This window comes from Hahella sp. HN01 (assembly GCF_018986435.1).
Lineage (GTDB): Bacteria > Pseudomonadota > Gammaproteobacteria > Pseudomonadales > Oleiphilaceae > Hahella.
The window spans coordinates 99,304-112,915 of sequence record NZ_JAHMIN010000019.1; the positions used below are offsets into that span (position 1 = coordinate 99,304).

Here is a 13,612-nt window from a genome sequence, read left to right on the forward strand (position 1 = left end):
TTGCCTTAGTTAGGCATAGTTCCAGGCTTCCTTTTGACAAAAATCGGACCAAGGATCTTCACCATTGAAGGCGCCGACGTAGAGCACCTTATTACCTCGAACAACCCATTCCATACCATGCTCTGGCTCCCACTCACAATTTAGCTCCATGTGAATTACTGGCTCGCGCTCATTTCCTGGACTTGGAACCAACAATACGCTCGGATAAATCAAGCTAAGAACTTCTGTAGGTTTTTCAAAGGTCTTTATCGGCTCACCAATTGCCTCAAGAAAGCCATTGCAATACCTGATAGAGGCCTCACATAAAGAACTTATGACTTCATCGGTTAGCTCATTTAGGTATTCCGCACACATTTGCGCAAATTCGATATTTTCGCCTTCTACGGATAGCGCAATATATTTATCGAAGCAGCGAAAGTAGACTTCGCCTTCTATACCAAATTCACCCGGCTCAATATTCTTGATTATTTCCACTTACGATCCTTGATGCCTAACATTTGTATAACCCGCATCCGTGTTTTACCTATTCTTATTCCAGAAGATACATCCACCAGCCCCATGGTTCCATTGGAAGATCACTGCGGGGACTCTCTCCCGCAATGCATCAACCACCCGCTAGCTGACCACCTCTGCGCCAGCTTCCTTCTGTGCCTCTCCCTCACGCACTTTTTCGAGGTGGCGCTGTAGCATGGCGTGAAGGTCTTCTAGCGCCTTGGCCTTGTTTGTCCACCAGTCTGTTGACCAGACTCTGAACAGCGTCCACCCTAGCCCTTCAAGCACCGCCTGGCGGATTTTGTCTCTCTCGCGGGCGTAGGCGGAGCTATGGTACATCGCTCCGTCGCATTCGACGCCCGCCAGATACAGGCCTGGCGCATCAGGATGCACGATGCCTAAATCTATGCGGTAGGCGGAGACGCCAATCTGGGGATGAATGATCCAGCCTTTTTCCTGCAAGGCTCTTGCTACCGCAATTTCAAAGGGCGATTCGAAATCGCCAATTGAACCGTGAATCGCAGCGCCCAATGCGGAAGCGCCCCGCTCTGCGTACTCAAGAAAATGCTTGAGATCGGCCACCGCCCTGGCCTGCGTTCGGGAAAGATCGATACGCTCCGGCGTCATTGTCGAAAAGACGATCATTTCAGAGCGCGCCCGGGTCATGGCCACGTTCAAACGTCGCTCCCCGCCATTGCGGTTCAGCGGCCCGAAGTTCATCGTCACGTGATCGCTTTCATCCGGGCCATAAGTAATGCTGAACAGTATGACGTCCCTCTCATCCCCCTGAACCGTCTCCAGGTTCTTCACGAATACGGGCTCCAGGGTCGACTCCTCGGAAAACGCCCATTCAATGGACGGATCATCGGAACGGGCCTTATCCAGCAGGTCCTCAATCAGTGTCTGCTGTTCCGTGTTGAACGTGACCACGCCAATGGATTGAGCGCGCACTTTCGCATCGGAAGAAGTGACTCTGCGTACAATCTCCGCCACGATCGCCTTCGCTTCACCTTGATTGTGGCGGGCTTTGCCTCGGGCGTAGAAGCCTTCCGGGCGAACCAGTGAAACGCCTTTGTCCGGATGCACCGGCGCCGGAAAGGTGATCAGGGAGCTGTCGTAGTAGCGACTGTTGGAGAAGGCGATCAAGCTCTCCCGACGCGAGCGATAATGCAGGTTCAGCACCCGTTGAGGGATACTGGCGCCGATCAGTTCATCAAGAATACTTTCAAGATCGCCCTCAGCGTCGATATCCCCATCAGGATCATCGTCGGAGCGGGCGAAAAAGTTAGTGGGCGGCATCTGTTTCGGGTCGCCCGCGACAATGACTTGCTTGCCCCGCGCCAGAGAGCCTACCGCATCCCAAACCGTAATCTGCGAGGCCTCGTCAAAAATCACCACATCAAACAGCGCTTGCTCCGCCGACAGAAACTGAGCGATGGATAGCGGCGACATCATCAGACAGGGCGCCAGAGAGGTCACTACATCGGGAATTTCCTCCATCATCTCCCGAACCGGCTTATGTCGTGTTTTCTTCTGCAGCTCGTGACGTAAAACGCCCCAGGATGAACTGCGTTTGATGTCGTCCGGGTCTGGAATATCCCCCGCCAGTTTCGCCGCAATATACTGCGCCGTGAGTTCACTGAATTGGGAGTCCAGATCTCTGAAATGGAGTATGGCCGACTCATGTTCCGGCGACGAGAACGTTCTGAGGATTTCATCCTCGCCAATCACCGCTGAAGACCACCAGGCGCAATAGGCGGCTTCGAAAATATCCATGACGTCCTCGGGGTTTACATCGCCTTTTTCAACCGCTTCCACCAACGGCCCCATCTTATGATCCAGGGCATCGGAGCGTCTGCGCACCCAGCCGCACCAGTCTTTCATGGAGTGATGATGTTCAATTATTCCCTGACAAAGCGCGTCCATCGCCTCTAACGCCGGCGTATTGCTCGGTAGATACCCATTCAGCGTATTGCCAATCAAGCCCTCAAATGGCTGGCTGATCGCCTTGAGTCGCTCCAGTGACGCCAGCAAATCCGCAATGCCTCTTCCAACGGTCGCCTCCGGGGCCAGAAGGTCGTTGGCGTCGTACAGCAGTCCCCTGATTTTTGATCGCAGGAAGATCAACCCCTCCGCGTCGTCGGCGAGCTTGCTCACCGCGATGCGAGCGCGAGACCCCAACAGTTTGAGAGACGCGATCACATCGGGATCTGAGTCGTATACGTTCCAGTCGCGCAACCCCTTCAGCATTCCATCCAGACGGTCAATGTGGTCGCCTGTGGTTCGCAACTGCTTCAGAACCGGGATATCGTTGCTGGGGTCTGGATCACCCAGCGCGCCATGCTGACGCATCTGTTTGAGTACTTTTCGTTTGGCGAAAAAGCTTTTGGGCCACCATGTCTGATTAGCGTCCCGCCACTGGACGTCGAGACTGTCAGCATCAAGCTTCTTCCACGCCAGAGCCTCATACTTACAACTCAACCTGGATTGCGCGTCGATATAGACTTTTAGCTGTCCAACCGCCTCTTCCAGCGCCTCCAGACGGTCAGGGCCGTCCGGCTCCAGGGCGAACGACGCCTGTGTCCTGTAGGAGTCCAGCAATACCTGCCCCAGTTCAGCTACCGCGTCGAGCTTAGACAAGTCGGCGCCGCCAAAGCTAACTCCCAGAGCGCCCTCAAATACAGTCAGGTCTTTCGCCGCTTGTCTGGCGCCGGCCTGTAATTGTCTGGCGGCGTTGACCACCTCTTCCTGCCATTGGGGACGCCAATCGAAATGAGCGATAACTTGCAATGGGTGATCAACCATTTCGCCCACGGCTTTTGCCTGAATGCCCAGCAATTCCGCGGCTTCCCGCAGCTTTTGCAACTGCGAGCCATCATGATAATCCGCGTTAGGCCAGCTTAGCTTCGCCTTCGCTGCAAGCTCGCTATCGCGGACTTTGACTCCGATGGCATAGTGAGCCGTCAAGCCATTTCGGCGACGTTTGTGGAGGGCGTTGACGACTTGGTTTAGTCGATCACGCAGCGCTTTCAGTCGCTCCGCCTCCGTTTGCCACTCATTGACCTTCGATTGCGAAAAACTCTCCCAGGAGGTGCGCAGCTGATTCAGGACGTCAGCTTTTTTCGCCTTATTGGAATGCAGCTCCAGGCAGAAATGGCCCAGGCCGATGTCTTTCAGTCGCCGGTGAACCACTTCCAGCGCCGCGGTTTTTTCTGACACAAACAGCACTTTCTTGCCTTTGCCCATCATGTGGGCGATAAGGTTGCCGATGGTCTGACTTTTCCCTGTTCCCGGCGGCCCGATGATGACAAAATTTTTGCCCCGATCCGCCGTGGCGATAGCGGACATCTGAGACGAGTCCGCCGGCAAAGGCGTCAGCAAATCCGCCGGCGTGTACTCTTTATCAATATCTCCAGGGTCAACAAAGCGGATATCACTCTCGTAAGGCTCTCTTGGCGTTTCCAGAAGATGCTTCACCACCGCGCTTTGTTTCAGGGACTCGGAGCGATCCACCAGATCTTTCCACATCAAGTACTTGGCGAAAGAAAAATGGCCAAGGACGACCTCCTCCACTACTTCGAATCCCGGCACGTCCTTGATCGCCTGCCTGATTTTGTTCCAGACGCCTTCCACGTCAATGCCGCTATGATCCTGCGGCAACGGCCCATGCAGGCCGCTAATTTCAATACCGAAGTCTTTCTTCAGCATTTCCAGCAAGGTCGTATTAAATCTGGGATCGTCTTCGCTGGCGGTCATCTTGACGCCACTGCGAACGGATTTTCGCTCCAGAGAAACGGGCAACAGAATCAACGGCGCGCGGTAGCGACGGTCGTCTTTGTCCTTCTGTTTCCAGAGTAGAAAACCAATCGCCAGAAACAGGGTGTTAGAACCGCCTTCTTTAAGGGAAGTCTGCGCTTTGCGATATATTTCAACCGCGCGCTTATCCAGTTCCTCTTGTGGAATTTCAACCAGCAGCTGTTTTTTCGACAACGCGTCCCGGGCATATTCTTCCTTCAAATCGTCCCCGGTGCGTTGCCGATAGATATCCTGATCTTGTTCCTGAACATGAAACTTGGGGAACGGCGCGATAGAAATTCGCGCTCCTGTGGCCAAGACGTCTTCCAATGCGCCGGGATCGCTGCAGACAAAAGCCAGACTGGTTTTACCGGGCCTGTGATTAAGCAGCGGGTTACGCGCGGATAAATCCAGTAACTTGCGCTGCCAGCGTTCTAGACGACCGCTTGGGCTGCTATCGGAAAGATCTTCCTCATCGGGAACGGAATAGGAGGGCAACGACGGCGCCTCTTCTAACCCCGGCTCTATGCTCTCGTCCTCACTGCCTGACTCATCGAACAGGGATCGCGGCGTCTGCAGACTGACTGGATTTATGCGATGCGCCCGCGCCCGGCGAATATCAATGGCCGCGACGAACTCGCTGTCTTTTTCCAACGACACCGCCTGGCTCCCGGCCTGCACCGCTTTGGAGAAAGGCGCGGCGGGATGCGACGTCACCAGCGTGGTTTCAATTAAAATAAGCTCTTTCAAAGGGATACGCTGGCGAAAAACCTCTGCTTCATACACCAGAACGCTTGAGAGATCTTCAGGCTGCAGCCACAGCCCCACCAACGCATGCCCTTTTGTTAACACCACGATGGGATTAAGCCCGGCCTGCTCCAACGCCGCAGCGAACAGCATTGTTGTGTCCAGACAGGTGGCCACCTTGTTGGTTTCTATCTGATTCGGCAACCGAATTTTTTGACCGTTGCGCTCAAAGCTGGCGGGAGGCAGCGCATACCCTATTTGTAATTTGACAATGGCGGAGTAAATCGCGGAGGCGATCAGCCATACCCGCTCCCGGCTTTTAGAGTGATAGCCGTCAATGGCGTCCGGTTTGCCCGCCTCCCTCAGCACTTTGCCGGCCTGTCCCAACAAACGATCTACAGCGGGGTCATTAGGCGTACAAAAAGCGGCTAAAAGCTCCGGCATAAAGCCTGCGCCGCCCCATTCATTGCAGGCCAGCAACTCAACGTCAACCGCCTGCTCGGCAAGCAGCTCATCTCCGCAATTGACGCGAATCGTCACGCTCCCGCGCATGGATTCGGTCAAACCAAACAGGAAACCGCCATCCAGCTCTAGGTCACGATCCTTGATCACAACTTGTCCGTCCGCCGCAAGACTGTCTATCGTCCATGTTTTCTTTTTAAGAAACGCCGGCGTAGCGTCCAGTGTGACCACCAGATGGAGGAGATCATCCGCGCCCGAATTCTCAATTTTCAACTCGCGCAACAGGGCGTAAGCGCTCTGATGGCAAGCAAAATTGATCTTTTCGACTAAGGTTGCGTGGATCTTGAGCGGTGACGCGTCCTGACCAGACATGGGTTTGTCCCTCATATCGACAATACATCTATAAAACGGCGGCGATCAGCCCCTGGCGGCGGTATAAATGAGTAACATTTTCTCAGACCAGGGATTGTTGAATACAGTATAGGGATTTGAGTTCTTCACGCAGAACTTTATTACCGGCTTGCCTGCCCTGTGTCATGGCGGCGCCGTAAACAGGGCTCGAGAGCAACCTCTTATGATTATTAATCAGGCGAACGCTCACATCCTCATATTGAAAAACTCCCCAACCTCCCCCGTTGCAGCCAATTCTCCGGCGCATACTGACAAGCCCCGTCGACCACATGAAATGTCAGAGCGATGCGGGATTTGTCGGAACGGTTGGAGGCGCTGTAGTGCGGTAGATGACCATGGAAGACCAACAGACTGCCGGCTTTGACGGGCATGGGCGTTCCACTGTCAGTTGGCCAGGGCTGGTCGCTCAATGGCTGCATGCGCAGGTCGTCCTGTTCGCACAAATAGCGTTCGCGCAGGGGGCCTTGATGACCGCCGGGCTCCAGCCAGAGGCAGCCGTTTTGCAAGGTGGCGTCTTCCAGGGCGAACCAGTAAGTGATGACGCTGCTGGGTTCGGTATAGAAGAACGTGGCGTCCTGATGCCAGGTGACTTCACCGCCAATTCGCGGCTGCTTGAAGATCACCATAGTCTGATATAGCGCAGGGTGCGACAGTCCCAGATCACGGGCCAAATCGCCGAACTCGGGGCGCTGCGCGAAGCGTCTGAAGACCGGGTCCAGGTCATGTAGCGCATGGCCGATTTTGTTGATGGACTGCGCCCGCGGCTGCAACAACTCACCTTCAGGACTGAAGGCTTCCTCTTCGAAAAAGCAGCGAATCGTTTCCGCGGAACCGAGAAAATATGCGTTATTGATCTGGGCGCGATCAATGGTGGAGAAACGGGCGGCTTGCGCCAGATTATCTTCTTCGATGATCTCGTAGGCGCGTGCGATTAACGCCTCACGCTCCGGCTGCGTCACCAAATCCGGCAACAGTAAATAACCATCCTTTGCATACTGGGCTTTTTGTTGTTCTGACAGCATCTCGTAGGTCCTTGTCTGATATCCCGGCGCAGACCAAACCTTTGGCCATTAAACGCAGTGCGGGAATAGAGGGAGATAAATTCAAACCAGTGTAACGGATGCGTCAAATCCGCGACAACTTTAAATTTATCAGCTGGTTATGCAAGAAACTAAAAGCGGTTGAGAGGAGGTGACGGACTGCAGAGGAAGGCGAACCAAGGCGTATCAAATTGAAAAACGCCGGCTAACCACTCACAATCAGGGAGCGAAGAATGCTCCCCGGAAAGCGGTCTGGCCGGCGGTCGATTTCTTATCCGAATTTCAGCTGGAATTTACTCATGTCCAGCTTGCCGACGGCTTTTTTCGGCTCACCGCCGTATATGCCGCCATACCTGCCTTTGGCCTCTCTTTCAAAGTCCGATGCGATGCCTTTCAGATCGTCGCGGCAGGCGAGCCAATGCACATGACAGACAGCGCCGTTGGGCCTGATGGAATTCAGGATATCTTTAAGGTGTACGTACCAGTGGGTGACGCGATCTTTAACGGCGCAGTTCAACTGATCACGCAAGTTAGCGCCGATATAATGTGGGGGAATCAGGGGATGCAGAGAGTCGTAGCCGACTTTGGATTTAATGCCGCCAGGGTGCGCCAGACGATAGTTGCGGCAACGCTGGGGACCTCTTTCATGACTGAAGTCCTGATGCGCGACAGCCTGCCCGGCTCTGACCGCATTCTCCCAACTGCTGTCGAACTTTTTGGTGTGAGGACAGTAAAAATGGAGCACCACATTTCTCGGCATGTCGAAATAACCATCTTCTTCCAGCCAGCCGCCATGTCCAATCAAATAGACTTCCATATTGTTTTCCTTTTTCTTGCTGTTGATGTGTTGATAAGAATTATCAATACAGGTAGCGAGCTTTCTAAAGCGCTCCCCGTCACCAACATTACAAATCGTTACGTTTTAGTTGGGAGTAAATTTAATCTCCCGGCAGCGGCGAGCAGGGCCAGATAGGAACTGGCCCTGTCGTTTATCGAAAAGTAAAAGAATCAGGGTGGGTCTATTTTTTGGCTGACCTATTTATTGGCCGGATTGTTAACGGCCTGGAACAGGTTCATTTGATCAGTAGACTCTTGATAGTCAGAAATAAGCCACTTTCCAGCCCAAGGTTGGTAGTACCGATATCCATATGACTCAACCCTATCTCATCGACTCCCCTGCCGCTATAACGGACCGGACGATAGCTTTCATCCAAACCCCCCCCGAGACTATATACCGTCGTGACGCCAAAGGGATGATATTCCTCCGTGGTTGACTGACTCAGGTTGTCTCTTTCCTGAGTATCGCTATTTACCCGAACGACGATGTCCAGTTTCTGTGGAATGCTATAGATCGCGGTATGATCAAGCTTCACCTGAATAGAAAACGGAAATAAGTCTGCAGCCATGACGCCCCCGCAAGGATTAGCGATTTTGAGGAAATGAAATCAGTACGTTAGACCGAGACTGACTATACGAAAACGGTAACTTTTACCTAAATCCGCTGTCTGCGTACTTCTCCTTACCAGATTTCTCCACCGCTCACATTTACTTAGCTTGCTAAGCATATTATATTGTTTAGCATGCTAACTAATTTGAGCGCCACGCCATGAACCCTCCCACCAATACCTTCAAAGACCTTTCCCTAGCGGAGCAGCTTGGCCGCGTTTCGCGCCTTTGGAAGATGACTGCCGACCGGGAGCTCGCCCCGCTGGGTCTGACCTACCCGCGCTGGACCGCGTTATTAAAGCTGCAGCGTCTGGGCGACAACATCAGCCAGAAGCAGTTGGCGGAGGCGCTGGAAATTGAGTTGGCGTCGCTGATGCGCACGTTAAAGCAGCTGGAGGATCAATCTCTTATCCAGCGACATTGTTGTACTCACGACAAACGGGCGCGCATCGTAAGCCTGACGGATGCAGGCAAGTCACTGATCGCGCAAATGGAAGCCCACATACTCAAAGTGCGCCGGCGCTTGCTGAATCAAATCAGTGAAAACGATCAGAAAAAGCTCGGCGTCATGTTGGAGCAAATCGCCTTGAATGCCCTTGAGTTTCAGAACCCGTAGTCCCTTTTGAAAGAAGTAAGAGTTTATGACCCCCGATCAAAAATTCGCGCAGTGGATAAAGTACTCCTGCATCGCTTTCGTTCTTGTTTTCGCCTACTTTCTTATCGCCGACATCGCCATGCCGCTGACGCCGCAGGCCATGGCGACGCGTATCGTCACCAAGGTGGCGCCGCGCATCAGCGGTCCCATCACAGCGGTTTATGTAGAGAATAATCAGCCGGTGCGCAAAGGCGATATTCTCTTCGACATCGACCCAGAACCTTTCAAGATCGCCGTCGAGCAGGCGCAGCTGAATCTGGAGCGGGTTAAACAAAACAACGCGCAACTGGATGCCTCCATCGCCGCCGCCAAAGCGGATGTGGAAGCAGCATCGGCGACGTTGAGTCAGAAAAACCGCGAAGCCCTGCGCTTGAAAACCTTGTTCCAACGCAATGTCGTATCTCAGCAGCAGCTAGACAAGGCGGAAAGCGACGCAACCACCGCCCAGGCGAAGTTGACGTCGGTGAAAGCGCACCTGAAAGAACTGGAAGTCAGCCGGGGCGAGCTTAGCGACGCCAACCTGACCATTCGCACCGCAGAAACTCAGTTAAAGCAGGCGCAATTGAATCTCTCCTACACCCGGATAAAGGCAGAGGAAGATGGCGTTATCACCAACCTGCAACTTGAGGCGGGCGCCTACGCTGTCGCGGGGGCGCCGTTGGTGGCGCTGGTATCCGACAACCTGGACGTCATCGCTGACTTTCGCGAAAAAAGTCTGCGTAACTTTGACTTGAACAATGAAGCGCTGGTCGCTTTCGACGGCAAACCCGGACAGGTATTCCAGGCCCGCGTCAGCAGTCTCGACGCGGGCGTCAGCGCTGGCCAGTTCGATGCGGACGGTCGTCTGGCGACGCCCACGCAATCCAACCGCTGGGTGCGCGATGCGCAGCGTATGCGTTTGCATCTGCAACTGGACGCCGCTGATGCGCAACAACTGCCATCTGGCGCACGCGCTACGGTTCAACTGCTGCCGGATGGGGCGATTTTCTCCACCTTCGCCAAGGCGCAGATTCGTTTCCTCAGCTTGTTGCACTACATCTACTAAGCAGGCGTCGTTATGCGATTATGGGATCATCCACTCTCAGAGAATGACTTGCGTCAGAGCCTGCGCATCGCCACCGGCGCGGTGTTGGGGTTCACTATCAGTAAGTTGTTTGGCTGGAACTATGGCGTCTTCTTCACCGTCACGCCGGTATTGCTGCTTGGTCTGGCGCCGGTGATGAACGCGCACCTGGCGCGCCAACTGGTGGCGTCATCGGCGATCTGCGGCCTGGAAGTCGCTCTGCTGGGAGGCCTGTTCGGCGCGCATCCCGGAATCATGACCCTGATCGCTTTCGGGCTGTTTCTGTATAAATTCGCCTGCATGTCCAAAGGCCCATTGTTTCTGTTCGGCGCCAACAGCGTGCTCAGTTTAAGCATCATGCTGCACTTCGCCAGCTATCCTGGGGTGGACCTGAATGATCTGGTGGTCAGCAACATTCTGGCGGGACTGCTGTCCGTATTGATCGCCTACCTTGCCACCTTTTTAATACCGGACGCCACCCCTCGCATGCCTCCTCCACAACCGGCTGAGCCAAAGGGATCTCATCGCATGCGCCATGAAGCGCTGATGGGCGCGACGCTGGCGACCCTGTCGTTTCTGGTGTTTCAGATATTTGATCTGAATGACTCCATGTCCGCTCAAGCAACCACCTTACTGCTGTTGTTTCCCATGCACTGGAACGGCGCGCTGGGCTACGCCCGCAAACGCGCCATGGGGACTCTGCTGGGCGTCGCCTTTGGCTTGCTGTGTCAGGTGATTCTGTATGATTGGACTGGCGTATTGCTGCTGGTGATCCCGCTACTGTGGATTGGCGCATTGTTCTTCAGCTATCTGCATGTCAAAGAATCCAGCGGCTCCGGGGCGGGATTCGGCGGGCTGACCACACTGGGCATCCTGTTCGGCCAGTATCTATCCCCCACCAACGACCTGGTTTTCAGCGGGCTCTACCGAATCAGCAGTATTTTCTTCGCCATCGTAGTGACCTTACTCGCCACTTATCTGGTGCATCGCATATTGAACCAGTTTGCGGCGACGCGGTTTAGTCATTGAGGTGATTTTCTATTTAGCCATAACGAAAAAAGGGAGCAACGATTGCTCCCTTTTTCTTAAGCCTGTTCGGCGGACGTCACTTACGACTTACATAAGCAACGTAGCTCCGAAAGTCGCTTAGCCGTCGATCAGCGCGTTCAGTGTGTCGCTTGGACGCATGGCTCTGCTGACCAGTTTTGGATCTGCGTGGTAGTAGCCACCCATTTCCACTGCAGTGCCTTCGTTGGCCAGCAGTTCGCTGACGATTTTGTCTTCACTCGCCGCCAGCTCTTTGGCCAGAGGAGCGAATTGCGCCGCCAGTTCAGCGTCGTCAGTCTGCGCAGCAACAGCTTCGGCCCAGTACATCGCGAGATAGTAGTGGCTGCCGCGGTTGTCCAGCTCACCCACCTTACGGGAAGGCGACTTGCCGTTCATCAGCAGTTTCTCTGTCGCTTTGTCCAGGGTCTTGGCCAGGATCTCGGCTTTCTTGTTGCCGGTCTTGACCGCGATGTCTTCGAAAGAAACCGCCAACGCCAGGAATTCACCCAGAGAGTCCCAACGCAGGTGGTTCTCTTCCGCGAACTGCTGTACGTGCTTAGGCGCAGAACCGCCAGCGCCGGTCTCGAACAGGCCGCCGCCCGCCATCAATGGAACGACAGACAGCATTTTCGCGCTGGTGCCCAGTTCCAGGATGGGGAACAAGTCAGTCAGGTAGTCGCGCAGAACGTTACCGGTTACGGAGATGGTGTCTTTGCCGCGACGCAGACGCTCAAGCGTGGTGCGCATAGCGACGTCGTAGCCCATGATATGGATGTCCAGACCTTCAGTGTCGTGCTCTTTCAGATACTCGACAACTTTGTTTTTCAGGTTCATATCGTGAGGACGGTCTTCGTCCAGCCAGAAAATAGCCGGCATGCCAGACAGACGGGCGCGGGTAACCGCCAGTTTCACCCAGTCGCGGATAGGCAGGTCTTTGGTTTGACATGCGCGCCAGATGTCGCCTTTCTCTACTTCGTGCTCCATCAACACATTGCCCTGGTCGTCGACGATGCGCATCACGCCGTCTGCGTCCAGTTCGTAGGTCTTGTCGTGGGAGCCATACTCTTCCGCTTTCTGCGCCATCAAACCCACGTTAGGCACGGTGCCCATGGTGGTGGGATCGAACGCATCGTGGTGCTTACAGAAGTTGATGACTTCCTGGTAGATGGTGGCGTAGTTGGAGTCCGGGATAACTGCTTTGGTGTCTTTCAGTTTGCCGTCCGCGCCCCACATTTTGCCGCCTTCACGAATCATCGCAGGCATGGAAGCGTCAACGATAACGTCAGAAGGCACGTGCAGGTTGGAGATGCCCTTGTCGGAGTTCACCATCGCCAGTTCTGGACGGTGCTCGAAGCAGTTGAGGATATCCTTCTCAATTTCTTCGCGTCTGGACATCGGCAACTGTTGAATTTTCTCGTACACGTTGCCCATACCGTTGTTGGGTTCAACGCCAAGCTCTTTGAAGGTTTCCGCGTGCTTCTTGAACACGTCTTTGAAGAACACCTTCACTGCGTGACCGAATACGATGGGGTGAGACACCTTCATCATGGTCGCTTTAACGTGCAGAGACAGCAGGATGCCGACGCGACGCGCGCCTTCGATTTCCTGCTCCAGGAACTGACACAGTTCTCTGACGCTCAGACGCATGCTGTCCAGCACTTCGTCTTTCTGCAGCTTCAGTTCGCGCTTCAATTGCACCGCGCCGTCTTTGCCGACGAACTCGATTCTGGCGACCATGGGACGATCGATGATCACAGACTTTTCTGTCGCGTGGAAATCGCCTTCACGCATGTGCGCAACGTGAGTACGGGAAGCCTGGCTCCATTTGCCCATTTTGTGGGGGTACTTACGGGCGTATTGCTTAACCGCCGCAGGCGCGCGACGATCGGAGTTGCCTTCACGCAGAACCGGGTTTACCGCGCTGCCCAGCACCTTGGCGTAGGTCTGCTCGATTTTCTTCTCTTCTTCAGTTGTCGCCTCTTCTGGGTAGCTGGGTATGTTGAAACCCTGCTCCTGAAGCTCTTTGATGGTCGCTTTCAACTGTGGGATAGAGGCGCTGATGTTAGGCAGCTTGATGACGTTGGCGTCGGCTTGTTTTACCAACTCGCCCAGTTCCGCCAATGCGTCAGGCACTTTCTGATCTTCAGAGAGACATTCAGGGAAATTAGCGAGAACTCGCGCCGCCAGGGAAATATCGCTGGTTTCTACGTCTACGCCCGCAGCTGCGGCGAATTTCTTGATGATCGGCAAAAAAGAATAGGTTGCTAGTAGAGGCGCTTCGTCAGTAAGTGTATAGACGATTTTAGAATTACTAGGCATTAAGTCCCCCTAAGTTTGTGGAAAGGTCACCCAGTGTGGCAAAACGAACAGCTTTTGACCGTCGCTTTTTTATACACAAAAGGTAGTGTAAATTTTTGGCGCCGCATTATACCCGAAAACCGCACTTATTTTATA

The 13,612-nt window shown here is 54.1% G+C and carries 9 protein-coding genes; 3 read left to right on the forward strand and 6 right to left on the reverse strand.

The genetic code is table 11. The annotated features are described in order from the left end of the window. Positions 1 to 9: 9 nt before the first annotated feature. The 5 genes from KP814_RS18660 to KP814_RS18680 all read right to left on the reverse strand — a co-directional run bounded on the left by KP814_RS18660 (position 10) and on the right by KP814_RS18680 (position 8,353). The gene (locus KP814_RS18660; protein WP_216738173.1) at positions 10 to 474 is read right to left on the reverse strand and encodes a hypothetical protein; all 465 of its coding nucleotides are present in this window, start codon (positions 472 to 474) and stop codon (positions 10 to 12) included. 141 nt (positions 475 to 615) lie between these two features. Beyond that, a complete protein-coding gene (locus KP814_RS18665; protein ID WP_216738174.1) occupies positions 616 to 5,868 on the reverse strand; it encodes a DUF4011 domain-containing protein in 5,253 nt (1,750 codons plus the stop codon). 233 nt (positions 5,869 to 6,101) lie between these two features. Next, positions 6,102 to 6,929: a phytanoyl-CoA dioxygenase family protein gene (locus KP814_RS18670; RefSeq protein ID WP_216738175.1), complete on the reverse strand. Its 828-nt coding sequence runs from the start codon at positions 6,927 to 6,929 to the stop codon at positions 6,102 to 6,104. 289 nt (positions 6,930 to 7,218) lie between these two features. Further along, entirely contained in the window at positions 7,219 to 7,764 is a 546-nt protein-coding gene (locus KP814_RS18675) for a putative adhesin (RefSeq protein WP_216738176.1), read from the reverse strand. Positions 7,765 to 8,020: 256 nt separating this feature from the next. Beyond that, positions 8,021 to 8,353, reverse strand: a complete 333-nt coding sequence (locus KP814_RS18680; RefSeq protein ID WP_216738177.1) for a hypothetical protein — start codon at positions 8,351 to 8,353, stop codon at positions 8,021 to 8,023. Positions 8,354 to 8,553: 200 nt separating this feature from the next. Here KP814_RS18680 and slyA point away from each other — a divergent pair, with 200 nt between their 5' ends. The 3 genes from slyA to KP814_RS18695 are packed head-to-tail and all read left to right on the forward strand — an operon-like array spanning position 8,554 to position 11,140. Beyond that, positions 8,554 to 9,009, forward strand: coding sequence for a transcriptional regulator SlyA (slyA, locus tag KP814_RS18685; protein WP_216738178.1), 456 nt, complete (start codon positions 8,554 to 8,556; stop codon positions 9,007 to 9,009). Between the two features lie 25 nt (positions 9,010 to 9,034). Then, complete coding sequence (locus KP814_RS18690) at positions 9,035 to 10,093, forward strand: HlyD family secretion protein (protein WP_216738179.1); 1,059 nt, start codon at positions 9,035 to 9,037, stop codon at positions 10,091 to 10,093. Positions 10,094 to 10,105: 12 nt separating this feature from the next. After that, positions 10,106 to 11,140 carry a DUF2955 domain-containing protein gene (locus tag KP814_RS18695; protein ID WP_216738180.1) on the forward strand — a complete coding sequence of 345 codons (1,035 nt, stop codon included), beginning with the start codon at positions 10,106 to 10,108 and terminating at the stop codon, positions 11,138 to 11,140. A gap of 117 nt (positions 11,141 to 11,257) precedes the next feature. On the opposite strand, the gene KP814_RS18700 is transcribed toward KP814_RS18695, so the two are convergent. Then, a complete protein-coding gene (locus tag KP814_RS18700) occupies positions 11,258 to 13,477 on the reverse strand; it encodes an NADP-dependent isocitrate dehydrogenase (protein ID WP_216738181.1) in 2,220 nt (739 codons plus the stop codon). Positions 13,478 to 13,612: the final 135 nt, after the last annotated feature.